Annotated in this window: 28 protein-coding genes; 22 read left to right on the plus strand and 6 right to left on the minus strand. The window is 67.3% G+C overall.

What is annotated here, in order from left to right; genetic code table 11:
- Positions 1–12 precede the first annotated feature (12 nt).
- On the plus strand, positions 13–1,218 hold the full coding sequence (locus MFM001_RS16540; RefSeq protein ID WP_116376454.1) for an FAD-dependent oxidoreductase: 1,206 nt from the start codon (positions 13–15) through the stop codon (positions 1,216–1,218).
- A gap of 15 nt (positions 1,219–1,233) precedes the next feature.
- Here MFM001_RS16540 and MFM001_RS16545 read toward each other — a convergent pair whose 3' ends face one another.
- The gene (locus MFM001_RS16545) at positions 1,234–2,277 is read right to left on the minus strand and encodes a DUF2332 domain-containing protein (protein ID WP_238159242.1); all 1,044 of its coding nucleotides are present in this window, start codon (positions 2,275–2,277) and stop codon (positions 1,234–1,236) included.
- The gene (gene mftR / locus MFM001_RS16550; protein WP_192886968.1) at positions 2,274–2,870 is read right to left on the minus strand and encodes a mycofactocin system transcriptional regulator; all 597 of its coding nucleotides are present in this window, start codon (positions 2,868–2,870) and stop codon (positions 2,274–2,276) included. The genes MFM001_RS16545 and mftR overlap by 4 nt, the downstream gene beginning before the upstream one ends.
- A gap of 78 nt (positions 2,871–2,948) precedes the next feature.
- Between mftR and mftA the strand changes: the two genes are divergently transcribed.
- The 7 genes from mftA to mftG all read left to right on the plus strand — a co-directional run bounded on the left by mftA (position 2,949) and on the right by mftG (position 9,414).
- Positions 2,949–3,044, plus strand: coding sequence for a mycofactocin precursor MftA (mftA, locus tag MFM001_RS16555; RefSeq protein WP_116376371.1), 96 nt, complete (start codon positions 2,949–2,951; stop codon positions 3,042–3,044).
- A complete protein-coding gene (mftB, locus tag MFM001_RS16560) occupies positions 3,029–3,337 on the plus strand; it encodes a mycofactocin biosynthesis chaperone MftB (RefSeq protein ID WP_116376372.1) in 309 nt (102 codons plus the stop codon). Before mftA ends, mftB begins: the two co-directional genes overlap by 16 nt.
- Positions 3,334–4,494 (plus strand): mycofactocin radical SAM maturase, encoded by a 1,161-nt coding sequence (mftC, locus tag MFM001_RS16565; protein ID WP_116376373.1) that lies wholly within the window; start codon positions 3,334–3,336, stop codon positions 4,492–4,494. The genes mftB and mftC overlap by 4 nt, the downstream gene beginning before the upstream one ends.
- A 3-nt stretch (positions 4,495–4,497) precedes the next feature.
- Positions 4,498–5,685, plus strand: a complete 1,188-nt coding sequence (gene mftD, locus MFM001_RS16570) for a pre-mycofactocin synthase MftD (RefSeq protein WP_116376374.1) — start codon at positions 4,498–4,500, stop codon at positions 5,683–5,685.
- A 132-nt stretch (positions 5,686–5,817) separates the two neighbouring features.
- A complete protein-coding gene (gene mftE, locus MFM001_RS16575; protein WP_116376456.1) occupies positions 5,818–6,564 on the plus strand; it encodes a mycofactocin biosynthesis peptidyl-dipeptidase MftE in 747 nt (248 codons plus the stop codon).
- On the plus strand, positions 6,561–7,973 hold the full coding sequence (mftF, locus tag MFM001_RS16580; protein ID WP_116376375.1) for a mycofactocin biosynthesis glycosyltransferase MftF: 1,413 nt from the start codon (positions 6,561–6,563) through the stop codon (positions 7,971–7,973). The genes mftE and mftF overlap by 4 nt, the downstream gene beginning before the upstream one ends.
- A 7-nt stretch (positions 7,974–7,980) precedes the next feature.
- Positions 7,981–9,414 carry a mycofactocin system GMC family oxidoreductase MftG gene (gene mftG / locus MFM001_RS16585; protein ID WP_116376376.1) on the plus strand — a complete coding sequence of 478 codons (1,434 nt, stop codon included), beginning with the start codon at positions 7,981–7,983 and terminating at the stop codon, positions 9,412–9,414.
- Positions 9,415–9,443: 29 nt separating this feature from the next.
- Here mftG and MFM001_RS24505 read toward each other — a convergent pair whose 3' ends face one another.
- Positions 9,444–9,620 (minus strand): hypothetical protein, encoded by a 177-nt coding sequence (locus MFM001_RS24505; protein WP_160118022.1) that lies wholly within the window; start codon positions 9,618–9,620, stop codon positions 9,444–9,446.
- A gap of 140 nt (positions 9,621–9,760) precedes the next feature.
- On the opposite strand from MFM001_RS24505, the gene MFM001_RS16590 reads away from it, so the two are divergent.
- Complete coding sequence (locus MFM001_RS16590; protein ID WP_255422414.1) at positions 9,761–10,369, plus strand: TetR/AcrR family transcriptional regulator; 609 nt, start codon at positions 9,761–9,763, stop codon at positions 10,367–10,369.
- On the opposite strand, the gene MFM001_RS16595 is transcribed toward MFM001_RS16590, so the two are convergent.
- A complete protein-coding gene (locus MFM001_RS16595; protein WP_116376377.1) occupies positions 10,335–11,585 on the minus strand; it encodes a cytochrome P450 in 1,251 nt (416 codons plus the stop codon). The genes MFM001_RS16590 and MFM001_RS16595 overlap by 35 nt on opposite strands.
- A 95-nt stretch (positions 11,586–11,680) precedes the next feature.
- Here MFM001_RS16595 and MFM001_RS16600 point away from each other — a divergent pair, with 95 nt between their 5' ends.
- On the plus strand, positions 11,681–13,312 hold the full coding sequence (locus MFM001_RS16600; protein ID WP_116376378.1) for a carboxylesterase/lipase family protein: 1,632 nt from the start codon (positions 11,681–11,683) through the stop codon (positions 13,310–13,312).
- A 6-nt stretch (positions 13,313–13,318) separates the two neighbouring features.
- On the opposite strand, the gene MFM001_RS16605 is transcribed toward MFM001_RS16600, so the two are convergent.
- Positions 13,319–13,795, minus strand: coding sequence for a hotdog fold domain-containing protein (locus tag MFM001_RS16605; RefSeq protein ID WP_116376379.1), 477 nt, complete (start codon positions 13,793–13,795; stop codon positions 13,319–13,321).
- A gap of 404 nt (positions 13,796–14,199) precedes the next feature.
- On the opposite strand from MFM001_RS16605, the gene rpsJ reads away from it, so the two are divergent.
- The 11 genes from rpsJ to rpsQ are packed head-to-tail and all read left to right on the plus strand — an operon-like array spanning position 14,200 to position 19,720.
- Entirely contained in the window at positions 14,200–14,505 is a 306-nt protein-coding gene (gene rpsJ / locus MFM001_RS16615) for a 30S ribosomal protein S10 (RefSeq protein WP_003873519.1), read from the plus strand.
- A gap of 13 nt (positions 14,506–14,518) precedes the next feature.
- The gene (rplC, locus tag MFM001_RS16620) at positions 14,519–15,172 is read left to right on the plus strand and encodes a 50S ribosomal protein L3 (protein WP_116376380.1); all 654 of its coding nucleotides are present in this window, start codon (positions 14,519–14,521) and stop codon (positions 15,170–15,172) included.
- On the plus strand, positions 15,172–15,822 hold the full coding sequence (rplD, locus tag MFM001_RS16625) for a 50S ribosomal protein L4 (protein WP_116376381.1): 651 nt from the start codon (positions 15,172–15,174) through the stop codon (positions 15,820–15,822). Before rplC ends, rplD begins: the two co-directional genes overlap by 1 nt.
- Positions 15,822–16,124, plus strand: a complete 303-nt coding sequence (gene rplW, locus MFM001_RS16630; protein WP_045373352.1) for a 50S ribosomal protein L23 — start codon at positions 15,822–15,824, stop codon at positions 16,122–16,124. Before rplD ends, rplW begins: the two co-directional genes overlap by 1 nt.
- A 21-nt stretch (positions 16,125–16,145) precedes the next feature.
- Positions 16,146–16,988 (plus strand): 50S ribosomal protein L2, encoded by an 843-nt coding sequence (gene rplB / locus MFM001_RS16635; RefSeq protein ID WP_062540362.1) that lies wholly within the window; start codon positions 16,146–16,148, stop codon positions 16,986–16,988.
- Between the two features lie 12 nt (positions 16,989–17,000).
- Positions 17,001–17,282: a 30S ribosomal protein S19 gene (gene rpsS / locus MFM001_RS16640; protein ID WP_045373356.1), complete on the plus strand. Its 282-nt coding sequence runs from the start codon at positions 17,001–17,003 to the stop codon at positions 17,280–17,282.
- The gene (gene rplV / locus MFM001_RS16645; RefSeq protein ID WP_116376382.1) at positions 17,279–17,854 is read left to right on the plus strand and encodes a 50S ribosomal protein L22; all 576 of its coding nucleotides are present in this window, start codon (positions 17,279–17,281) and stop codon (positions 17,852–17,854) included. Before rpsS ends, rplV begins: the two co-directional genes overlap by 4 nt.
- Positions 17,854–18,699, plus strand: coding sequence for a 30S ribosomal protein S3 (rpsC, locus tag MFM001_RS16650; RefSeq protein ID WP_116376383.1), 846 nt, complete (start codon positions 17,854–17,856; stop codon positions 18,697–18,699). Before rplV ends, rpsC begins: the two co-directional genes overlap by 1 nt.
- A 3-nt stretch (positions 18,700–18,702) precedes the next feature.
- Complete coding sequence (gene rplP, locus MFM001_RS16655; RefSeq protein WP_045373361.1) at positions 18,703–19,119, plus strand: 50S ribosomal protein L16; 417 nt, start codon at positions 18,703–18,705, stop codon at positions 19,117–19,119.
- Positions 19,119–19,352 (plus strand): 50S ribosomal protein L29, encoded by a 234-nt coding sequence (rpmC, locus tag MFM001_RS16660; RefSeq protein ID WP_045373363.1) that lies wholly within the window; start codon positions 19,119–19,121, stop codon positions 19,350–19,352. Before rplP ends, rpmC begins: the two co-directional genes overlap by 1 nt.
- Entirely contained in the window at positions 19,352–19,720 is a 369-nt protein-coding gene (gene rpsQ / locus MFM001_RS16665) for a 30S ribosomal protein S17 (RefSeq protein WP_116376384.1), read from the plus strand. Before rpmC ends, rpsQ begins: the two co-directional genes overlap by 1 nt.
- A gap of 6 nt (positions 19,721–19,726) precedes the next feature.
- On the opposite strand, the gene MFM001_RS16670 is transcribed toward rpsQ, so the two are convergent.
- On the minus strand, positions 19,727–20,836 hold the full coding sequence (locus MFM001_RS16670; RefSeq protein WP_116376385.1) for a CapA family protein: 1,110 nt from the start codon (positions 20,834–20,836) through the stop codon (positions 19,727–19,729).
- A gap of 93 nt (positions 20,837–20,929) precedes the next feature.
- Between MFM001_RS16670 and MFM001_RS16675 the strand changes: the two genes are divergently transcribed.
- Entirely contained in the window at positions 20,930–23,281 is a 2,352-nt protein-coding gene (locus MFM001_RS16675) for an arylsulfatase (protein ID WP_116376386.1), read from the plus strand.
- Positions 23,282–23,312 lie beyond the last annotated feature (31 nt).

The raw sequence follows: 23,312 nt of genomic DNA on the forward strand, positions 1-23,312 counted from the left end.
GGTGGCGCACCGCTGGTCGCCGCGATCGTGTATGAACTCCACGTGGGGAATAGCGACAAAGGCGTAGTCATCGTCGGCGGGGGGCTCGCCGCCGCGCGGACCGCTGAACAACTGCGACGGGCGGACTACGCCGGCCCGCTGACGATCGTCAGCGACGAGGTGCATCTGCCCTACGACCGGCCACCGCTCTCGAAAGAGGTGCTGCGCAGCGAGGTCGACGACGTCACCCTCAAGCCGCGGGAGTTCTACGACGAGAACAACATCACGCTGCGATTGGGTTCGGCCGCCACCACGCTGGACACCACGGCCCAGACGGTGACCCTCGACGACGGAACGGTGCTCGGCTACGACGAGCTCGTCATCGCGACGGGCCTTGTGCCGCGGCGCATTCCGGCCTTCCCCGACCTGGAGGGCATCCGGGTATTGCGTTCGTTCGACGAAAGCCTCGCGCTGCGCAGGCACGCGTCCGCCGCACAGCGTGCCGCCGTCGTCGGTGCCGGTTTCATCGGCTGCGAGGTGGCGGCCAGCCTGCGCGGCCTGGGCGTAGAAGTGGTGCTCGTCGAGCCGCAGCCCGCGCCGCTGGCAGCCGTGCTCGGCGCCCAGATCGGCGAGTTGGTGGCGCGGCTGCATCGGGCCGAGGGAGTCGACGTGCGCACCGGCGTTGGTGTGGCAGAGGTCCGTGGCCAGGAGCATGTCGAGACGGTGATCTTGACCGACGGCGCGGAAGTGAGCGCCGATCTGGTGGTGGTCGGCATCGGGTCGCGGCCGGCGACCGACTGGCTGGATGGCAGCGGGATCGAGGTGGACAACGGTGTGCTCTGCGACGCAGCAGGGCGCACCAACGTACCCAACGTGTGGGCGCTCGGCGACGTCGCCTCCTGGCGCACCCCCGCGGGACATCAAGTGCGGGTTGAACATTGGAGCAATGTCGCCGAACAGGCACGGGCGGTGGTGCCCGCGATGCTGGGCCGGGAGACGCCGTCGAACGTTGTCGTCCCGTACTTTTGGAGCGACCAGTACGACGTCAAAATTCAGTGCCTGGGCGAACCGCACGCCACCGATATCGTGCACCTCGTCGAGGACGATGGCCGCCGCTTCCTCGCCTACTACGAGCGCGACGGTGTGGTGGTCGGCGTCGTCGGTGGCGGGATGCCCGCCAAGGTGATGAAGACGCGGGCCAAAATCGCTGCAGGAGCACCGATTTCCGACGTGCTGTAGCTGCGTCTGTTCGCGCTATTCCCAGGCGACTGGCGGGCCGTGCGGTGTGCACGCGGCCAGCACCTCGTCCGCGCCGCCGGGCCAGCTGCGGGCACAGACGAGGAACTCGACCGGAGAGTCGGGTGTTCGCCGTCGCGGCTCCAACATGAGGTGCACGAACGGCGACTCGGCGGTTGCCCGGTCCGCCAAGGACTCGATTGCGGTTGTCGTCGCGTGCTTTTCGTCGCCGGAAAGGTACTGCCACATGATCGAGTGCCACAGCACGGTCGTCGCGCCGGGAACAAGGCCGAGCTCGGCGACGGCGTCGGCGGCGCGGCGGCGCAGCAGCTGCGCGGGAACCCGCCGGGCGATGCTGATTGCGCCGCGCAACCGGTCGAGCCGGGCGGTCATGTCGGGCCAGACGTAGCTCAGCAGCGTCAGCTCCCCGTCGCGGCTGGTGGCGTCGACGGGCGCGATGTCGTAGCCGCGCCGTTCGACGATCTGCAGGGCGGCCGCCGGCGGCACGCTGCCCCGCCAGGCGTCGTCGATGCTCACCGGCGAATCGGGCGGACCCCACTGCCCGCCGCCATAGCGGTAGCAAAAACGGTCGGCGCGCAGGTTCAGCCCGGCGCTGCATCCTATCTCGAAAAGCCTTGTTGGCAACGCGAATCGGTGGGTCAAAATCAGCAGCGCGCCGATCAGCGCCGCGGACCTGCCCACCTCGTTCGTCTGCGGTGGCTGGTCGAGCGCCGCGCGAAGCACCTCGGCGTTCTGGGCCGCGGTCCGCGTGATCTCCGGCCACGCGGCCTCGGCGTCCCAGCGACCACCGGTGCTCGGATACCAGCGGCGCAGCGCCGGGGCGCGCCCGCCGAGCACCAGCCGGTGCAATCCGCCCAGCAGTCGCAGCGGCAACGCGTGCCGCACCGGATCGTGTTCGTGGCCGGCCAGGATTCCCGCGAACACGCCCCCGGCGTCGACGTCGGCGGCCACCCGCTCGAGCAGCTCGCCGTACATCGCGGATCCCAGCTCCGCGCAGGCCTGCGACTGGAGCCGCAGGGACCGCTGCAACCGGGTGCTCACCGGTCCAGTCGGTCCAGCCCGGCGCCGACGACGTCGAACGCATCACCGAGCGCCTGCGGCAGCGAGACGGATTCGTCGTCGAGCCAATGCTCGTAGGCGCTCAACGCCACCCCGAGCATCATCCATGCGATGGTCTGCGGCAGCAGGTCGTCGGGCGCGGCGCCGGTGCGGCAAGCGACGAACTCGGCGATCACCGCGCGCCAGCCGGCATACATCGTCATCGAATAGGCCTGCAGCTCAGCGGTTTGCAGGATCACACGCATCCGCTGCCGGTGTCGGACCGTCTCCGACTCGTCGAAGGTGTTGAACGCCAACAACGCTGAACGCAACGCCTCGCCGAGCGGCACGTCCGGATCGACGTGGTCGAAAAGCTCCCGTAGGTGTTCCAAATGGGCGTCGAAGTCGCCCCACGGGATCGCGTTCTTGGAAGCGTAGTAGCGGAACAGGGTTCGGCGGGCGATGCCGGCGGCCTGCGCGACGTCGTCGACACTGACCTCGGCGAAACCGCGGGCGGCGAACAAGCGGAGGGCGACATCGGTGATGTGGTGCGGCGTCGTCGAGCGGCGCCGGCCCACCCGCGACTGAGTCAACATGACCCGCCCTTCCATTTCGGCACTCGATGCCATATTCTGTCCGAGATTGTCGAACCCCTGACGACGAAAGGCAAGTTTATGGAGCCGAACCAGCAGATCGACACCGACGCCGAGCTGGTCACCGAGACCCTGGTCGAAGAGGTGTCCATCGACGGCATGTGCGGGGTCTACTGACCGTGCCCAGCCCGCCGGGCGGGTTCAATCCCGACGCCGGCTGGCGGTTGCACCCGCAAGTGGCGGTGCGCCCGGAACCGTTCGGCGCACTGCTCTACCACTTCGGCACCCGCAAGCTGTCGTTTTTGAAAAACCGCACCATCCTGGCCGTCGTGCAGTCGCTGGCCGATCACGCCGATGTCCGGGCCGCATGCCGCGCCGCGGGGGTCGCCGACGGCGAGCAGCGCCCCTATATGCATGCGCTGGGTGTGCTGGCCGACTCGAACATGCTGGTGCCCAAGGAGATTCAATGACAACAGTCGTCCCGCGGCTGATCGAGCAGTTCGAGCAGGGCCTCGACGCGCCCATCTGCCTGACCTGGGAGCTGACCTACGCCTGCAATCTGGCGTGCGTGCACTGCCTGTCGTCGTCGGGCAAGCGCGATCCGCGCGAGCTGTCCACCCGGCAATGCAAGGACATCATCGACGAGCTGGAACGCATGCAAGTGTTCTACGTCAACATCGGCGGCGGGGAACCCACTGTGCGGCCGGACTTCTGGGAGTTGGTCGACTACGCCACCGCGCATCACGTCGGCGTGAAGTTCTCCACGAACGGGGTGCGGATCACCCCCGAGGTAGCTGCGCGACTCGCCGCCAGTGACTACGTCGACGTGCAGATCTCGCTCGACGGCGCGACCGCGGAGGTCAACGACGCGGTGCGGGGCCCCGGGTCGTACGCGATGGCCGTCCGCGCGCTGGAGAACCTGGCCGCCGCCGGCTTCACCGACGCCAAGATCTCGGTGGTCGTCACCCGCCACAACGTCGACCAGCTCGACGAATTCGCCGCACTGGCAAGCCGTTACGGCGCCACGCTGCGCATCACCCGGTTGCGCCCGTCGGGCCGCGGCGCCGACGTGTGGGACGACCTGCACCCGACCGCCGACCAACAGGTCCAGCTGTACGACTGGCTGGTCGCCAAGGGCGAGCGGGTGCTGACCGGCGACTCGTTCTTCCACCTGTCGGCGCTCGGCGAGCCCGGCGCACTGGCCGGCCTCAACATGTGCGGGGCCGGCCGGGTGGTCTGTTTGATCGACCCGGTCGGCGACGTCTACGCCTGCCCCTTCGCCATTCACGATCGCTTCCTCGCCGGAAACGTGTTGTCCGACAGCGGGTTTGACAATGTCTGGAAGAACGCGCCGCTGTTCCGCGAGCTGCGTGAGCCACAGTCCGCCGGTGCGTGCGGAAGCTGCGGGCATTACGACAGCTGCCGAGGCGGCTGCATGGCGGCGAAGTTCTTCACTGGCCTGCCGATGGACGGACCGGACCCGGAATGCGTGCAGGGCCATGGCGCGCCGGCGCTGGCTCGCGAACGCGACAAGCCCCGGCCCGCCGTCGACCACTCGCGGGGACCGGTGCCGCTGACCCTGTCCACGCGTCCGCCGCGACGCATCTGCAACGAAAGCCCGGTGTAGCCGATGGCAGCCTGGTTCGAGACCGTCGCGGTCGCCCAGCAGCGCGCCAAGCGGCGGCTGCCGAAGTCGGTCTACGCCGCGCTGATCGCCGCCAGCGAAAAAGGCATCACGGTCGCCGACAACGTCGAGGCGTTCAGCGAGCTAGGTTTCGCCCCGCATGTGGTCGGCGCAGCCGAGAAGCGTGAACTCTCGACTACCGTTATGGGCCAAGACATCTCGCTGCCGGTGATCATCTCGCCCACCGGCGTGCAGGCGGTCCATCCGGACGGCGAGGTGGCGGTCGCCCGCGCCGCGGCCGCACGCGGCACGGCGATGGGATTGTCGTCGTTTGCCAGCAAGCCGATCGAGGAGGTTGTCGCCGCCAACCCCAAGTTGTTCTTCCAGGTGTACTGGCTCGGCGGCCGTGAGGCTATCGCGGAGCGCGTCGAGCGGGCCCGCGCGGCGGGCGCGGTCGGGCTGATCGTCACGACCGACTGGACGTTCTCGCACGGGCGGGACTGGGGCAGCCCCAAGATCCCCGAGCAGATGAACCTGGCAACGATTCTGCGGCTGTCCCCGCAGGCCGTCACCCGCCCGGGCTGGCTGTGGCAGTGGGGCAAGACGCTGCGCCCGCCGAACCTGCGCGTGCCCAACCAGGCGCGCAAGGGCGAGCCCGGCCCGCCGTTCTTCGCCGCCTACGGCGAATGGATGGGCACGCCACCACCGACGTGGGATGACATCGCGTGGCTGCGCGAACTGTGGGGCGGACCGTTCATGCTCAAGGGCGTGATGCGCGTCGACGACGCGAAAAGGGCTGTGGATGCCGGTGTTTCGGCGATCTCGGTGTCCAACCACGGCGGCAACAACCTGGACGGAACGCCGGCGGCCATCCGCGCACTGCCCGCCGTCGCCGATGCGGTCGGCGACCAGATCGAGGTGTTGCTGGACGGTGGCATCCGGCGCGGCAGCGACGTCGTCAAGGCGTTGGCGCTGGGCGCGCGTGCGGTGATGATCGGCCGCGCCTATCTGTGGGGCCTCGCCGCCGCCGGTCAACCCGGCGTCGAGAACGTGCTCGACATCTTGCGGGCCGGCATCGACTGTGCGCTGATGGGGCTCGGCCACGGCTCCGTTCACGACCTCGAGCCGGACGACATCGTGGTCCCGCCGGAGTTTGCCCGAGCGCTCGGAATGCCCGCCGCGGGCGGAGCCTGACAGCACCGCGACGAACCCGTCGAGAAGTCTGATACTCGCGTGGCAGGCGTGGCTGTGGTGACCGGTCGGGACGAATCGATCGGCAACCCCGGAAAAAATTCGTCGAGTCACCCAACAACCGGTGCACGACAGGTGAATTCGTCCTACCATCGGCGAGTGGCCGTCCTCGGCGAACTTGGCAGCTCGACGTCGAACCAGCTACAAGGCATGTCGGCGGCGCTGATGATCCCGGTGGGATCCACCGAACAGCACGGACCGCACCTGCCGCTGGACACCGACACCCGGATCGCCGGTGCCGTCGCCCGGGCGGTCGCCGCCCGACTCCTCGACGCAGCCGACGGGCTGCAGTGGGTGGTCGCACCGGCCATCGGCTACGGAGACAGCGGCGAGCACCAGAGCTTCCCCGGAACGATTTCCATCGGCACCGATGCGCTGGCCACCCTGCTCGTCGAGTTCGGCAGGTCGGCGACCTGCTGGGCGCAGCGGCTGCTCTTCGTCAACGGCCACGGCGGCAACGTCGCGGCTCTGGACCGCGCGGTGCGCCTGCTGCGATCTGAGGGGCGCGACGCCGCCTGGTGCGCCTGCGCCGCCGGCGGTGCCGACGCGCACGCCGGCCACACCGAAACATCGGTATTGCTGCATATTTCGCCCGGTGACGTGCTCACAGACCGGTGGTGTGCGGGAAACGGCGCGCCACTGGCCGACCTGCTACCGTCGATGCGAACTGGGGGAGTCGCGGCGGTCAGCGAGGTGGGTGTGTTGGGGGATCCGACGACGGCGACCGCGGCCGAGGGGGAACGGATCTTCACCGAGATGGTCGATGGCTGCGTGCGCCGGGTCGTGCGTTGGGCGCCGCGCGCCGACGGGATGCTGACATGACCCAGACCCGGCTGCCCGACGGGTTTGCTGTGCAGGTCGACAGACGTGTGCGGGTGCTTGGCCACGGCGCTGCTCTGCTGGGCGGGTCGCCCACCCGGCTACTGCGGCTGGCGCCGGCCGCCCAGGACATGCTGGCCGACGGCCGGTTGAAGGTGCACGACGCGGTAAGCGCCGAGTTGGCCCGCACCCTGTTGGACGCGACGGTGGCGCATCCCCGGCCCGCCGGCGGGCCATCGCATCGCGACGTCACCGTGGTAATTCCGGTGCGGGACAACGTATCTGGACTGCGCCGTTTGTTGGCATCGCTACGCGGACTGCGGGTCATCATCGTCGACGACGGGTCGGTCCAGCCGATCCAGCGGGACGACTTCGCCGACGCGCACTGCGACATCGAGGTGCTGCGGCACCCCGCGAGCAAAGGCCCCGCGGCGGCGCGCAACACCGGGCTGGCGGCCTGCACCACCGACTTCGTCGCGTTCCTCGACTCCGACGTGGTCCCGCGCCGCGGCTGGCTGGAGGCGCTGCTCGGCCACTTCTGCGACCCCACCGTGGCGCTGGTTGCCCCGCGCATCATAGGCCTGGCCCAGAGCGACCATCTGGTAGCTCGCTACGAGGCGGTGCGTTCGTCGCTGGATCTGGGGCAGCACGAAGCGCCGGTCATTCCCTACACGCATGTCGCCTACGTGCCCAGCGCGGCAATCATCTGCCGGCGTAACACACTGCGCGAGGTGGGCGGGTTCGACGAAAGTCTTTATTCCGGTGAGGATGTCGACCTCTGCTGGCGGCTGGTGGAAGCAGGTGCACGGCTGCGATACGAGCCAATTGCGTTGGTGGCACACGATCATCGCACCGATTTGCGCAATTGGATTGCACGCAAAGCCTTTTACGGCGGATCTGCGGCGCCGCTGTCGGCGCGCCACCCGGACAAGGCGGCGCCGTTGGTGATCTCCGGTTGGGCGCTGGCGGCCTGGATCCTGATGACCGTCGGCTCGGGATTGGGGTACCTGGCGTCGGTGCTCATCGCTGCGGTGACCGGTCGCAAAATCGCCAAGGCGATGGAGGGCCCCGACACCCAGGTGTGGGACGTGCTGGCGGTGGCCACGCGGGGCCTCTGGTCGGCGGCGCTGCAACTGGCATCGGCGATCTGCCGCCACTACTGGCCCGTCGCGCTGCTGGCCGCCATCGTGTCGCGGCACTGCCGTCGCGTCGTGGTGATCGCCGCCATCGTCGACGGCGTGGTGGACTGGCTTCGCCGCAGAGGAGCCACCGACGACGACGCCAAACCGATCGGGCTGCTGACCTATCTCTTGCTCAAACGCGTCGACGACTTGGCGTATGGAATCGGACTGTGGTGCGGAGTCGTGCGGGAACGCAATATCGGACCGCTCAAGCCACAGATCCGGGTCTGATTCCCAGTTGACCGCGGCCGGCCTGCACAGCGATGTGCTGATCATCGGTGCGGGAAGCGCTGGATCGGTTGTGGCCGAGCGGCTTTCCGCGGATCCCAGCTGTACCGTCACGGTGGTCGAAGCCGGTGTGGGCGCCGCTGATCCGGCCGTGCAGGCCCAGATCGCCAATGGCCTGCAGTTGCCGATCGGCGCGGCCAGTCCGCTGGCGCACCGCTATGTGACGACGCTGACCGAGCAGTGGGTCCGACGGGTGCACATCGTGCGAGGGGCCGTGGTGGGCGGGTCCGGCGCGGTCAACGGCGGCTACTTCTGCCGCGGGCTGCCCCGCGACTTCGACAACATCGGTCTGCCGGGCTGGACCTGGCCCGACGTGCTCGGTCATTTCCGGGCAATCGAAACCGACCTTGACTTTCGCGATCCACTGCACGGCAAGAACGGTCCCATTCATGTTCGTCGCTCTCATCAAATAAGCGACACTACAGCACATTTCGTCGACGGTGCGTTACGTGCGGGATTTCCCTGGATCGACGACCTCAACGGGGTAGACAGTGTGCCCGGAATCGGTGCAGTGCCGCTCAACATCGTCGACGGTGTGCGAACCGGGCCCGGAGCGGCGTTTCTGCAACCTGCTCTGCAGCGGCCGAACCTCACGTTGCTCGCGGCCACCCGGGTGCTGCGGGTGCGATTCAGCAAGGGGCGGGCGGTCGGCGTCGATGCGATCGCTGCCGGCGGACCGGTCTGTTTGGACGCCGATCGTATCGTGTTGTGCGCCGGAGCGATTGAGACCGCGCACCTGCTCATGCTGTCGGGCGTGGGCGACGCGTCAGATCTGCGCCGCGCGGGCATCGCGGTGCAGGTGTCGCTGCCGGTGGGCAAGCGATTCGCAGACCACCCCGAATGGGTGTTGCGAACCGACTGGACGGTGGCCCCGAAGCGCCCGGTGCTCGAGGTGGTGTTGAGCACCGCCGACGATCTCGAGATCCGCCCTTACACCGGCGGATTCGTCGCGATGGTCGGCGACGGCACTCCCGGCCATCCGGACTGGCCGCACATCGGCGTGGCGCTGATGCAACCACGGGCTCGGGGCCGCATCACGGTGGTCTCGGCCGATTACCGGGTTCCTCCGCTCATCGAACATCGCTACGACAGCGACCCGCACGACGTCGCACTGCTGCAGCGCGGCAGCGAATTGGTCCGCGAATTAGTCGGCCAGACAACCAAAGTCGGCGCGCCGGCGTGGTCGACGTCACAGCATCTTTGTGGGACGGTGCCGATGGGCGACGACGCCGACGACTCCGCTGTGCTGGACTCGCGCTGTCGCGTGCGTGGCGTCGACGGCCTGTGGGTGATCGACGGCTCCGCGCTGCCGAATATCACCAGCCGCGGACCTCACGCCAGCATCGTCATGCTCGGCCACCGGGCCGCCGAATTCGTCGGGTGAGCCAACGCACCGGGCGAAGTTGCTGCCCATTACGACCCGGCGCCCACACGCCGATCGCCCAGCGCCGTGTTCAGCGCGACCATCGACGCGATGACCAGCGACACGCCCATGCAGGCCACGGCGATAGTCCAGATTCGGGCGCGGTGAGAACCGAACCCGGTCATCAGATCGGTACGCTGATCAGGCCGGACGAAGGTGTCGACCATAGGGGGAGCGCCTCCTTTCGGCGGCGAGGGATTTTTGAGACTAACAGTCTCGTAGATAGACGGATAGTCTCGTCGTTAAACGGGAGGTGGTACCCATCGCCGGCAGTACCGATCCCCGGCCGGCGCGGTCGCGGGCTCGCTTGCTCGAAGCCGCTACCGCGCTGCTGCGCTCAGGGGGCCCCAGCGCGGTGACCGTCGATGCGGTCACCCGCGGTGCCAACGTGGCCCGCGCTACCCTGTACCGCCACTTCCCGAGCGGAAACGATTTGCTCGCAGCGGCTTTCAACAGCCTGATCCCACCGGCGCCCATGCCGTCGCAGGACGGCACGTTGCGCGACCGGCTCATCGAGTTGGTGGAGGCCCAAGGGCAATTGATCGCCGAGGCCCCGGGCATGCTGACCGCGATGTCCTGGCTGGCGCTGGGCCGCGACCTGGAACAGCTACCCGAAGCCCGTCACACGCCCGTCGACAGCGCGGCGATCAGCACGCTGCGCGAGCGCATCGCGCAGCAGTACGCCGCGCCCTTCGACGCCATTTTCGACAGCCCGGAGGCGGCCGAGCTGGGCGAGATCGACCGCACCCGAGCGATCGCCCTGCTGATCGGCCCGATGGTGGTGGGCCGGCTGAGCACGCTGCCGGATTTCGACTACCGCGAGTGCGCCCGCGCCGCGGTCGACGGCTTCCTGCACGTGCAGCGCACCCAGGGCAAGCCGATCAGCGAAGCTCGTAGCGAATCGGCAGGTGCTTGAGACCGCCGACGAACACGGTCGCGATCAGCTGCGGATCTCCGTTCAGCTCAATGGATTTCAGCCGCGGCAGCAGTTCGGTGAAGAAACTGTTCACTTCCATGCGGGCCAGCGCAGCCCCCAGGCAGAAGTGCACACCGTAGCCAAACGCCAAGTGTTTGTTAGGATCTCGGCCCACGTCGAAGCGGAACGGATCGTCGAACACCTCTTCGTCGCGATTGCCCGAAACGTAGGACAGGTAGACCGATTCGCCTTCGGCGATCGGCACGCCGCGCACGGTGGTGTCTGCGGTGGCCGTGCGCATGAATTCCTTGACCGGCGTGACCCAACGGATCATCTCTTCGACCGCCAACGGCATCAAGTCGAGGTTGTCGGTCAATCGCGCGCGCTGGTCGGGGTTTTCGATCAGCGCGTGCAGCCCGCCGGAGATCGTCGCGCTGGTGGTGTCATGGCCCGCGGTGGCGATGATCACGTAATAGGAGGCGGTGTCGAGGTCGGACAGTGGCTCGCCGTCGACGCGGGCGTTGGCGATCGCCGATGCGAGGTCCTCGGTCGGATGCTCCCGCCGGGACGCGGTGATTGCGTTGAAGTAGCCGAAGAAGTCGAGCAGAATCTGAAGCTGCTCTTCGGAGGTGTTGCCGCGCTTGAATTCCTCGTCGTCGCCGCCGAAGAGCTCCTGGGTGAGTCGCAGCATGCGGGGAAAGTCCGACTCGGGGATCCCCAGCAGCGACATGATCACGTACAGCGGGTAATTCACGGCGACTTCTTGCACGAAGTCGCATTCGGTGCCGGCCGCCATCATCTTGTCGACGTAGATCTTCGCCAGCTCGTCGACGCGAACCTTCAACGCGCGCATCGCTTTAGGCCGAAACCAGTCCGCGCCGATCGCGCGGACCACCCGGTGCTGCGGGTCGTCCATGTGGATCAGCGTGCGCAACCCCATTCCGGAGTCCAGTTGCGCACGCGCAAAGTCGTCTTGCTCGGCGGTGGCCAGCAGCGGCCGCGGCTCGTTGATCCACAGGTTGTTGTCGCGCTCGATGTCCATGATGTCGGCGTGTTTGGTGATCGCCCAAAACGGCCGATAAGGAGGACAGTCCACCAACGACACCGGCGCATGGGCCCGCAGGTGCGTCAGCGCCGCATGCAGCCGCGGCTCGTCGGTGTAAGACGTCGGATCGGCGAACACCTTGGCGGCCTCGTCGATGATCGGTGTGCTCATGAGGCTCCTAGACTTGACACCTGTCAACTTTTTCATTCTCGCACGGTCGCGAATATCCGGGAAGCGATTTGGGTCGATCCGTAAATTGGAGTTTCGTGCCGACCCGATTGCCTGACCGCCGACGAGCGTGGGCCGCCCTGCTGCTGGCGGCGACGCTGGTGGTGGGCTGCGGCCACGGCGGCAGCGCGGCACCGCAGAAGTCCCAGCCGGCGTATGCCGGACCGCTGGACGCCGCCGTGGTGCGTACGCCGGTGGGGCCGATGCGCGGCCTGGTCGCCGCGGATTATCGCCTGTTTCAAGGCATTCCGTACGCGGCGCCGCCGGTTGGCCCGCTGCGCTGGCAGCCGCCGCGGCCGGCGGCACGCTGGCCGGGAACGTTGGAGGCCAGCAAGCCGGGACCACAATGCGTCCAGGAAACCCCGCGCGACGCCCGCACGGTCAAGCCGACCGGCGAGAACTGTCTGACGCTCAACGTGTGGACTCCCACCGCGGGACGGGCCGACAAGCGCCCGGTGATGGTGTGGATCCACGGCGGCGGGTTCGTCAACGGCAGCGGCGACATCTACAACGCGCGCTGGCTTGCGGCCAAGGGCCACATCATCGTCGTCACGATCAACTACCGGCTCGGGGCGCTCGGATTTCTGGCACACCCGGCACTCGGCACCGGCAACGACGTCGGCAACTACGGGCTGGCCGACCAGCAGGCCGCGCTGCGCTGGGTACGCGACAACATCGCCGCGTTCGGCGGCGACCCGGCCAAGGTGACCATCGCCGGCGAGTCCGCGGGCGGTATGTCGGTGTGCGATCACCTGGTGGCGCCGGGATCGGCGGGCCTTTTCCGCGCGGCGATCATCCAGAGCGCGCCGTGTCAGGCGCAGGCCGAGCTGCCGGCCGCGCAGCACACCAGCGTGAACTACGCCGCAGCGGCGGGCTGCCCGGATCCGGCCCACGCCGCCGAGTGCCTGCGCGCGCTGCCTGAGAGCAAGTTGACGCGACCGCCCTGGTACTCCTTCATCGGCGACTCCGACGCGCTCACCGGCCCGGTGACCGGCACAGCGGCCTTGCCGATGGGGCCCGTCGCGGCGATGTCGGCGGGGCGGGCCGCGCGGGTGCCGGTACTGATCGGCGTCAACCACGACGAGTTCACGATGTTCGCGGCGCTGCGTTATCTCAAGCGCGGCCACGGCGTTACGCCCGCCGAGTATCCCGCCGTGCTGACCGACATCTTCGGCGCCGACGGGCGGGGAGTGCTGGCGCACTATCCACCCGAGCGCTACGGCGGCGACGTTTCGCTTGCCTACTCCGCGGCAGTCACCGACGGCGTGTTCTCCTGTGTCACCGACCGCATGGCCGTCGCGCTGAGCCGCGGCGCACCAGTCTATGGCTATGAATTCGACGATCCGCACGCGCCCGCACCGGATCCGTTGCGCCATGCGCCTTTTCCCGTCGGCGCCAGTCATTCACTGGAGCTGCGCTACCTGTTCAACGTCGGCGGAGCGCCACCACTGAATCCCGACCAGCACGCGCTGTCGGACCAAATGATCGCCTACTGGAGCCAATTCGTGACAACCGGTGCACCGAAGGTCGCGGGCCAGCCGCCCTGGCCGGCGGTGGGCGGGGACCACTCGCGTTGGATGTCGTTGCGTCCCGACGGCAGCCGGGTCACGACAACCTTCGAGGAGGCGCACCAATGCCCGTTCTGGGCGACGCTCAAGGGTAAGTCGTGAGCAGGGTCAGCCGGCCGGTGTGACCCAGGTGGTGATGTCGGCGTGCACGACCTCGACGCCGTTGCGGTCGGTGACGCTGACCGGCACCACCAGTTCGACGCCGTCGGTGATCTTCTCGAAGTCCGGCGGGTCCACTCGGGCCAGCGCCCGCAGCGACGTCGTCGCCTTTTCGAGGTACTGCACGTTCATCGCCTTGGGGATCCAGCGGTGGCTGCGCGGCACGGTGGCCTCCATCAGCATCCCCATCGCGACTTCGGCGGCGTTGCAGGACGCGATCGCGTGCACCGTGTGCAGATGGTTGTAGACGAAAAACCACTTCGGCACCCGCACCTCGGCCAGTCCCGGTTCCATCCTGACCACGTGCGGCAGCACCGAGACGAAGTAGGGGACTCGGGCCATCGCGGCTGCCGAAAACAGCCGCGATCCGCCCGGGCGCCCAGAGAGGCGTTTCCATGCGGCATAAGTGCTGGTCGAACCGGTCATGTCCACATATCTTACTTCAAAGTAAGATAGCTCCGGCGTTGAGTCTGCGCTGAGGGCGTCAACTCCTCGTACTTTTCCGCCCTGGACGCAGAATCAACCGTCCTTTCGGGCCCGGGGGAGGATTTGGCCGCCAACCCGATCTGGGGCATACTGTTCAGGTTGCCTTGCGCCGGGTTAGCGCCTGGCCGGGCATACGACCGGCGCCCAGACGGGCGCGTCCGGTCCCATCCTTGGAGCGTGGCGAATTTCGGTCGCGAACCAGGCTGCGTGAGGGCGACACACCCGACCGCGGGGGCCGGTGGACCAAGACAGGTAAACAGCGGCGCAACATCCGGCGCGACGCCAGACCAACCGGCGCGCCGTGGGACCTAGGTCCGGACATTGGAGAGTGAGGTAGGAGAAGCGTGGCGGGACAAAAGATCCGCATCAGGCTCAAGGCCTACGACCACGAGGCCATTGACGCCTCGGCGCGCAAAATCGTCGAGACGGTCGTCCGGACCGGCGCCAGCGTGGTGGGTCCGGTGCCTCTGCCGACAGAGAAGAACGTCTACTGCGTTATTCGCTCTCCGCACAAGTACAAGGACTCGCGGGAGCACTTCGAAATGCGCACGCACAAGCGGTTGATCGACATCCTCGATCCGACACCGAAGACCGTCGATGCGTTGATGCGTATCGATCTGCCGGCCAGCGTCGACGTCAACATCCAGTAGGAGACCAGAACCGATGGCACGAAAAGGCATCCTGGGCACCAAGCTGGGCATGACGCAGGTGTTCGACGAGAACAACCGGGTTGTTCCGGTGACCGTGGTCAAGGCCGGGCCGAACGTGGTGACCCGAATCCGCACACCGGAGCGCGACGGCTACAGCGCGGTGCAGCTGGCCTACGGCGAGATCAGCCCCCGCAAGGTCAACAAGCCGCTGTCCGGTCAGTACGCCGCCGCCGGCGTGAACCCGCGCCGGCACCTGGCCGAGTTGCGTCTCGACGACGCCGACGCGGCCGCCGAATACGAGGTCGGTCAGGAGTTGACGGCCGAAATCTTTTCCGCCGGAAGCTATGTCGACGTGACCGGCACCTCCAAGGGCAAAGGCTTTGCCGGCACGATGAAGCGGCACGGTTTCCGCGGCCAGGGCGCCAGCCACGGCGCGCAGGCGGTGCACCGCCGCCCCGGCTCCATCGGTGGCTGCGCCACTCCGGCGCGGGTGTTCAAGGGCACCCGGATGGCCGGCCGGATGGGTAACGACCGGGTGACCACGCAGAACCTGTTGGTGCACAAGGTCGACGCTGACAACGGCGTGCTGCTGATCAAGGGCGCTGTCCCCGGCCGTAACGGTGGGCTCGTCATGGTCCGTAGCGCGATCAAACGAGGTGAGAAGTAATGGCTGGCATCAAGATTGACGTCAAGGCGCCGGACGGCAAGAAGAGCGGCTCGGTGGAGCTGCCGGCCGAGCTGTTCGATGCGCCGGCCAACATCGCTCTGATGCACCAGGTCGTCACCGCGCAGCGGGCGGCGGCGCGGCAGGGCACGCATTCGACCAAGACTCGCGGCGAGGTCCGCGGTGGCGGACGGAAGCCCTACCGGCAGAAGGGCACTGGCCGTGCCCGGCAGGGTTCGGTGCGGGCGCCGCAGTTCACCGGCGGTGGCGTCGTGCACGGCCCCAAGCCGCGCGACTACAGCCAGCGCACGCCGAAGAAGATGATCGCCGCCGCACTGCGGGGCGCATTGTCGGACCGGGCGCGCAACGGTCGCATCCACGCGATCACCGAGCTGGTGTCGGGTCAGACCCCGTCGACCAAGAGCGCCAAGGCTTTCCTGGCCACGCTGACCGACCGCAAGCAGGTGCTGGTGGTCACCGAGCGCAGCGACGAGACCGGCGTCAAGAGTGTGCGCAACCTGCCCGGCGTGCATGTGCTGGCACCCGATCAGCTCAACACCTACGACGTGCTGCGTGCCGACGACGTGGTGTTCTCCGTCGAGGCGCTGAACGCCTACATCGCCGCCAACACTTCCGAGGAGGTTTCGGCCTGATGGCGACCGTCACTGACCCACGCGACATCATCTTGGCGCCGGTCATCTCGGAGAAGTCCTACGGGTTGATCGACGACAACGTGTACACGTTCCTGGTGCACCCCGACTCGAACAAGACGCAGATCAAGATCGCCATCGAGAAGATCTTTTCCGTCAAGGTGGCGGCGGTGAACACCGCTAACCGGCAGGGCAAGCGCAAGCGCACCCGGACCGGTTACGGCAAGCGTAAGAACACCAAGCGCGCCATCGTCACGCTGGCGCCGGGCAGCAAGCCGATCGACCTGTTCGGCGCACCGGCGTAGCCGAGAATAGAGAGACAAGCCATGGGAATTCGCAAGTACAAGCCGACGACTCCGGGTCGTCGCGGTGCCAGCGTCTCCGATTTCGCCGAGATCACTCGCTCGACTCCGGAGAAGTCGTTGGTGCGCCCGCTGCATGGCCGCGGCGGACGCAACGCGCACGGCCGGATCACCACCCGCCACAAGGGTGGTGGGCACAAGCGCGCCTACCGGGTGATCGACTTTCGCCGCAACGACAAGGACGGCGTCAACGCGAAAGTCGCGCACATCGAGTACGACCCGAACCGCACCGCGCGGATCGCACTGCTGCACTACCTGGACGGCGAGAAGCGCTACATCATTGCGCCGCAGGGGCTCTCACAGGGCGACGTTGTGGAGTCGGGTCCGAACGCCGACATCAAGCCCGGCAACAACCTTCCGCTGCGCAACATCCCGGCCGGTACGTTGATCCACGCCGTGGAGCTGCGCCCGGGTGGCGGTGCCAAGCTGGCCCGTTCCGCGGGCTCGAGCATCCAGTTGCTCGGTAAGGAAGGCACTTACGCGTCGCTGCGGATGCCCAGCGGTGAGATCCGTCGCGTCGACGTGCGCTGCCGCGCCACGGTCGGCGAGGTGGGCAACGCCGAGCAGGCCAACATCAACTGGGGTAAAGCCGGCCGGATGCGCTGGAAGGGCAAGCGCCCGTCGGTCCGCGGTGTGGTGATGAACCCGGTGGATCACCCGCATGGTGGTGGTGAGGGCAAGACGTCCGGTGGGCGTCACCCGGTCAGCCCGTGGGGTAAGCCCGAGGGCCGCACCCGTAAACCGCACAAGCCCAGCGACAAGCTCATCGTCCGCCGCCGGCGCACCGGCAAGAAGCACGGGCGTTAAGAGGAGTAGCCGATGCCACGCAGCCTGAAGAAGGGTCCGTTCGTCGACGACCATCTGTTGAAGAAGGTCGACGCGCAGAACGAGAAGAACACCAAGCAGGTCATCAAGACCTGGTCGCGGCGGTCGACGATCATCCCCGATTTCATCGGCCACACCTTCGCCGTCCACGACGGACGCAAGCATGTGCCGGTGTTCATCACCGAGGCGATGGTCGGGCACAAGCTTGGTGAGTTCGCGCCGACGCGCACCTTCAAGGGACACATCAAGGACGACCGGAAAGCCAAGCGGCGATGACTACCACGACTGAATTTCCTTCTGCGACAGCCAAGGCGCGCTTTGTGCGGGTGTCGCCGACCAAGGCGCGACGGGTGATCAACCTGGTCCGCGGCAAGTCGGTGTCCGAGGCGCTCGACATTTTGCGCTGGGCGCCGCAGGCGGCCAGCGTGCCGGTGGCCAAGGTGATCGCGAGCGCTGCGGCCAACGCGCAGAACAACAACGGGCTCGACCCGGCGACGCTGGTGGTGGCCAGCGTCTGCGCCGACGACGGCCCCACCGCCAAGCGGATCCGTCCTCGCGCCCAGGGCCGCGCGTTCCGGATCCGTCGGCGCACCAGCCATATCACCGTGGTGGTGGAAAGCCGTCCGGTGAAAGACGAACGCTCGTCGCAGTCGGCTCGGTCCCGTCGCGCCCAGGCGAGCAAGGCCGCCGCCAAGAAGGCGCCGGCGAAGAAGGCATCCGCCGAGAAGGCCCCGGCCAAGAAAGCACCGGCCAAGAAGGCCCCAGCGAAGAAGGCATCCGCCGCCAAGTCCGCGGAAGCGGCCAAGAAGACCGATGAGGCTTCTGAAGCGAAGGGAGGCTCGCAGTAGTGGGCCAGAAGATCAATCCGCACGGCTTCCGGCTCGGTATCACCACCGACTGGAAGTCTCGGTGGTACGCCGACAAGCAATACGCCGAATACGTCAAGGAAGACGTTGCGATTCGGCGGCTGCTGTCCACCGGCCTGGAGCGCGCGGGGATCGCCGACGTGGAGATCGAGCGCACCCGCGACCGGGTCCGGGTGGACATCCACACCGCGCGGCCCGGCATCGTCATCGGCCGCCGCGGCACCGAAGCCGACCGCATCCGCGCTGATCTGGAGAAGCTGACCGGCAAGCAGGTCCAGCTCAACATCCTCGAGGTGAAAAACCCTGAGTCACAAGCACAATTGGTGGCCCAAGGCGTCGCCGAGCAGCTGAGCAACCGGGTGGCGTTCCGCCGCGCGATGCGCAAGGCCATCCAGTCGGCGATGCGCCAGCCCAACGTCAAGGGCATCCGGGTGCAGTGCTCCGGCCGCCTCGGCGGGGCGGAAATGAGCCGTTCGGAGTTCTACCGCGAGGGCCGCGTCCCGCTGCACACGTTGCGCGCCGACATCGACTACGGCCTGTACGAAGCCAAGACCACCTTCGGCCGGATTGGCGTGAAGGTGTGGATTTACAAGGGCGACATCGTCGGTGGCAAGCGCGAATTGGCGGCTCCGACGGCAGGGGGCGCCGAGCGTCCGCGCCGCGAGCGGCCGTCGGGCACCCGTCCACGCCGCAGTGGCGCCGCGGGCACCACGGCCACCAGCACCGACGCCGGACGGGCCGCATCGAGCAGCGAGGAGCCCGCCGCGGCTCCCGCCGCGCCGCCTGCCGAGGAGCAGGCCGTCGAAACGCAGAGCACGGAGAGCTGAATCATGTTGATTCCCCGCAAGGTCAAGCACCGCAAGCAGCATCATCCGCGTCAGCGCGGCATCGCCAGCGGCGGAACCACGGTGAGCTTCGGCGACTACGGCATCCAGGCTCTGGAGCACGCCTACATCACCAACCGGCAGATCGAATCCGCCCGTATCGCCATCAACCGCCACATCAAGCGTGGCGGCAAGGTGTGGATCAACATCTTCCCGGACCGTCCGCTGACCAAGAAGCCGGCGGAAACCCGGATGGGTTCGGGTAAGGGTTCGCCGGAATGGTGGGTGGCCAACGTCAAACCCGGCCGGGTGCTCTTCGAGCTCAGCTACCCCAACGAGGCGATCGCCCGGGCCGCGCTGACCCGAGCAATCCACAAGTTGCCGATCAAGGCACGCATCGTTACCCGAGAGGAGCAGTTCTGATGGCAGTGGGCGTTTCCGCTGGCGAACTGCGCGAGCTCACCGGCGAAGAACTGGTCGACAAACTGCGCGAATCCAAGGAAGAGCTGTTCAACCTGCGCTTCCAGATGGCGACCGGGCAGCTCAACAACAACCGTCGACTCCGCACGGTGCGGCAGGAGATCGCACGCATCTACACCGTGCTGCGCGAACGTGAACTGGGCCTGGCTTCCGGGCCCGAGGGTGAGGAATCGTAATGGCAGAGGCGAAGACTGGCGCCAAGGCCGCGCCGAAGAAGGCCGCCCCGAAGAAGGCCGCGGCTGCGGAAGCCCCGAAAGAAAAGGGCCCCAAGCACACTCCGCGCACGCCCAAGCCGCGGGGCCGGCGCAAGACCCGCATCGGTTATGTGGTCAGCGACAAGATGCAGAAGACCATCGTGGTCGAGTTGGAGGACCGGGTGAAGCACCCGCTCTACGGCAAGATCATCCGCACCACCAAGAAGGTGAAGGCGCACGACGAGAACAGTATCGCCGGTATCGGCGACCGGGTTTCGCTGATGGAGACCCGTCCGCTGTCGGCGACCAAGCGCTGGCGTCTGGTCGAAATCCTGGAGAAGGCCAAGTAGTTTCGCTCACGCCGGGCCGGCGGCCAGGGTGCCGTCGGCTTTGCCGTGAAACCGTGTTCCGAAGCGCTGGCTGGCGTCTTCGAGGGTGCGGCGCAGCCACTCGGCATCGTCGGGTGAGGCGAGCTCCAGCCGCATTCGGCGGGCCCGCATCGGAACCAGGCGCAGTGCGGTAAGGACACCGCTGCCGCGGTCGATCGTCGCGAAATACAGCAGGCGCAGCTCGTCGCGGTACGGTTCGTACCCGCCGATGCCCTCGTAGTCGTCGACGGTGTCGCCGCAGCCGTAGAGGATCAGCTTGCCGCGGTACACCTCGACCGGTCGCGGATGGTGCGACGAATGCCCGTGCACGACGTCGACGCCCGCGTCGATTAGTCGGTGCGCGAAGCGAACCTGGTCCGCCTCGACGCCGTATCCCCAGTTGGAGCCCCAGTGCAGCGAAACCACCCCGATGTCGCCCGGTCGCTTGAGCGCCACGACCCCGTCGGCCAGCTCGACGGCACCCCGTTCGGACAGGTCCGCGACGACGACTCCGGGCCGGCTCGCTGTGGCGGCCCAGTCTCGTGGGACGCCGCTGGACGTCATAGCGGCAGCGGCGATCACGATCCGGGTGTTGTCCGTAAGTCCAAGCACCGCAGGCTCTTTCGCGTCGTGGGCGTTCAGACCCGCGCCGACGGGCGCGATTCCGGCGGCGGTGAGCGCGCGCAGCGTGTCGGCGAGCCCGGTCGGGCCGAAATCCAGGACGTGGTTGTTGGCCAGCGCGCAGACGTCCGGCCGGACGGCGGTCAAGCACCCGAGATTGTCCGGATGCATCCGGTAGTGCACCGCCTTGTCCTGCGCGAAGTCGCCGTCGGCGGTGACGGCGGTCTCCAGGTTGAGAATGCGGACGTCGGGAGCGACGTCGTCGAGCACCGCCAAAGCATCGCCCCACGGCCAGGCATCGTCGACCGGAGCGGGAATCGGGCCGTTGGCGCGCTCGGCCAGCCGCACGTAGTTCCTCGCGTCGGTTACCGCCGGCTCGCGCAGCGTGGGATCGCCGGCATGCCGGAGGATCTGGTCGACGCCGCGGCCGGTCATCACGTCGCCGCACAGGAAAAGCGTCAGCTCGCCCGGCGTCACATGTCAGGTGTAGCCGCTGCGTTGTGGTTCCGGCAATGATGACGCTATCCGGCCGGTATAGTCGCCGCACCGACAAGGCGAACGGAGCCGGTGATGGCCACGGAGTTTCAGGGCAAAATCGAACTGGACATTCGGGACTCCGAACCGGATTGGGGTCCGTACGCCGCGCCCGTCGCACCGGACAATGCGCCGAACGTCCTCTATCTGGTGTGGGACGATGTCGGCATCGCGACCTGGGACTGCTTCGGCGGATTGGTCGAGATGCCGGCGATGACTCGGATTGCCGACCGCGGCGTGCGGCTCTCGCAGTTCCACACCACCGCGCTGTGCTCGCCGACCCGGGCGTCCTTGCTGACCGGTCGCAACGCCACCACGGTGGGCATGGCCACCATCGAAGAGTTCACCGACGGATTCCCCAACTGCAATGGCCGCATTCCCGCCGACACGGCGCTGCTCTCCGAAGTGCTTGCCGAACGCGGCTACAACACCTACTGCATCGGCAAATGGCACCTGACTCCGCTCGAGGAGTCCAACCTCGCGTCGACCAAGCGGCACTGGCCGCTGTCCCGCGGGTTCGAACGGTTCTACGGCTTCATGGGCGGCGAGACCGACCAGTGGTACCCCGACCTGGTGTACGACAACCATCCCGTGCCGCCGCCCAGCACACCCGAGGACGGCTATCACCTGTCGAAGGACATCGCCGACAAGACAATCGAATTCATCCGCGACGCCAAGGTGATTGCGCCGGACAAGCCGTGGTTCGCCTACGTGTGCCCCGGCGCCGGACACGCCCCGCACCACGTCTTCAAAGACTGGGCCGACAAATACGCCGGCCGCTTCGACATGGGATACGAGCGCTACCGCGAGATCGTGCTCGAACGGCAAAAGTCGATGGGTATCGTCCCGCCGGAAACCGAGCTGTCGCCCATCAATCCGTATCTCGACGTGACCGGCCCGGGCGGGGAGCCGTGGCCGTTGCAGGACACGGTGCGGCCGTGGGATTCACTCGCCGACGACGAGAAGAAGCTGTTCTCCCGGATGGCCGAAGTATTCGCCGGCTTCCTGAGCTACACCGATGCCCAAATAGGCCGGGTTCTGGACTATCTCGAGCAATCCGGCCAGCTGGACAACACCATCGTCGTGGTGATCTCCGACAACGGCGCCAGCGGCGAGGGCGGGCCGAACGGCTCGGTCAACGAGTCGAAGTTCTTCAACGGCTACATCGACACCGTCGAAGAGAGCATGACATACCTCGATCGTCTCGGCGGGCCCGAAACCTACAACCATTACCCGATCGGCTGGGCGATGGCGTTCAACACCCCGTACAAGTTGTTCAAGCGCTACGCCTCGCACGAGGGCGGCATCGCCGACACCGCAATGATCTCCTGGCCCAATGGGATTGCGGCCCATGGTGAAGTCCGCGACAACTATGTCAGCGTCTGCGATATCACCCCAACGGTCTACGACTTGCTGGGTATTACGCCGCCGGAGACGGTCAAGGGTATTCCGCAACGGCCGCTGGACGGCGTGAGTTTCACAGCGGCGCTACAGGATCCGACAGCCGATACCGGTAAACACACCCAGTTCTACACCATGCTGGGCACCCGTGGGATCTGGCACGACGGCTGGTTCGCCAACACCGTGCACGCCGCCACCCCGGCGGGCTGGTCGCATTTCGACGCCGACCGCTGGGAGCTGTTCCACATCGCGGCCGACCGCAGCCAGTGCCACGACCTGGCTACCGAACAACCCGAGAAGCTGGAGGAACTGAAGGCGCTGTGGTTCTCCGAGGCCGCCAAGTACAACGGGCTGCCATTGGCCGACTTGAACATCTTCGAAACGGTGACCCGGTGGCGGCCGTATCTGTCCGGTGAGCGGTCCACCTACACGTACTATCCCGATGCGGCCGAGGTCGGCATCGGCGCCTCTGTCGAGATCCGCGGCCAGTCGTTCTCGGTGGTTGCGGACGTCACCGTGGACAGCACCGGCGCGGAAGGTGCGCTGTTCAAGCAGGGCGGAGCACATGGCGGCCACGTCCTGTTCATCCAGGACGGCCGGCTGCACTACGTGTACAACTTCCTCGGCGAGCGGCAACATGCGATCTCCTCGCCCGGCGCAGTTCCGTTGGGCCGGCACCTGTTCGGTGTCCGCTACACCCGGTCGGGCACAGTGGCGGGCAGCCACACCCCGCTCGGTGAGGCCGTGCTGTACATCGACGACCAAGCCGTCGCGTCGCTGCCGGAAATGACCACCCAGCCGGGAACCTTCGGATTGGCCGGCGCCACAATCAGTGTGGGCCGCAACAGCGGTTCGGCGGTGTCCAGCCGCTACAAGGCGCCGTTCGCCTTCACCGGCGGCACCATCGCGCAGGTCACCGTCGACATCTCCGGCACACCGTACGAAGACCTGGAAAAGAAACTGGCACTGGCTTTTTCGCGTGACTGAGTTAACCGAGCTTGTCGACCTTCCGGGGGGA

Origin of the sequence: Mycobacterium sp. MFM001 (assembly GCF_003402475.1) — a bacterium.
Classification (GTDB): domain Bacteria; phylum Actinomycetota; class Actinomycetes; order Mycobacteriales; family Mycobacteriaceae; genus Mycobacterium.

Excerpts from the sequence above, each read along its gene's own strand:
- rplV (WP_116376382.1), top strand. The coding sequence starts at position 17,279 with ATGACTACCACGACTGAATTTCCTTCTGCGACAGCCAAGGCGCGCTTT.
- mftF (WP_116376375.1), top strand. The coding sequence starts at position 6,561 with ATGACCCAGACCCGGCTGCCCGACGGGTTTGCTGTGCAGGTCGACAGA.
- mftD (WP_116376374.1), top strand. The coding sequence starts at position 4,498 with ATGGCAGCCTGGTTCGAGACCGTCGCGGTCGCCCAGCAGCGCGCCAAG.
- mftR (WP_192886968.1), bottom strand. The coding sequence starts at position 2,870 with ATGTTGACTCAGTCGCGGGTGGGCCGGCGCCGCTCGACGACGCCGCAC.
- rplP (WP_045373361.1), top strand. The coding sequence starts at position 18,703 with ATGTTGATTCCCCGCAAGGTCAAGCACCGCAAGCAGCATCATCCGCGT.
- MFM001_RS24505 (WP_160118022.1), bottom strand. The coding sequence starts at position 9,620 with ATGGTCGACACCTTCGTCCGGCCTGATCAGCGTACCGATCTGATGACC.
- rplB (WP_062540362.1), top strand. The coding sequence starts at position 16,146 with ATGGGAATTCGCAAGTACAAGCCGACGACTCCGGGTCGTCGCGGTGCC.
- MFM001_RS16675 (WP_116376386.1), top strand. The coding sequence starts at position 20,930 with ATGGCCACGGAGTTTCAGGGCAAAATCGAACTGGACATTCGGGACTCC.
- mftA (WP_116376371.1), top strand. The coding sequence starts at position 2,949 with ATGGAGCCGAACCAGCAGATCGACACCGACGCCGAGCTGGTCACCGAG.
- rplC (WP_116376380.1), top strand. The coding sequence starts at position 14,519 with ATGGCACGAAAAGGCATCCTGGGCACCAAGCTGGGCATGACGCAGGTG.
- mftC (WP_116376373.1), top strand. The coding sequence starts at position 3,334 with ATGACAACAGTCGTCCCGCGGCTGATCGAGCAGTTCGAGCAGGGCCTC.
- MFM001_RS16605 (WP_116376379.1), bottom strand. The coding sequence starts at position 13,795 with ATGACCGGTTCGACCAGCACTTATGCCGCATGGAAACGCCTCTCTGGG.
- rpsS (WP_045373356.1), top strand. The coding sequence starts at position 17,001 with ATGCCACGCAGCCTGAAGAAGGGTCCGTTCGTCGACGACCATCTGTTG.
- rpsQ (WP_116376384.1), top strand. The coding sequence starts at position 19,352 with ATGGCAGAGGCGAAGACTGGCGCCAAGGCCGCGCCGAAGAAGGCCGCC.
- MFM001_RS16595 (WP_116376377.1), bottom strand. The coding sequence starts at position 11,585 with ATGAGCACACCGATCATCGACGAGGCCGCCAAGGTGTTCGCCGATCCG.
- rpmC (WP_045373363.1), top strand. The coding sequence starts at position 19,119 with ATGGCAGTGGGCGTTTCCGCTGGCGAACTGCGCGAGCTCACCGGCGAA.
- rplD (WP_116376381.1), top strand. The coding sequence starts at position 15,172 with ATGGCTGGCATCAAGATTGACGTCAAGGCGCCGGACGGCAAGAAGAGC.
- rplW (WP_045373352.1), top strand. The coding sequence starts at position 15,822 with ATGGCGACCGTCACTGACCCACGCGACATCATCTTGGCGCCGGTCATC.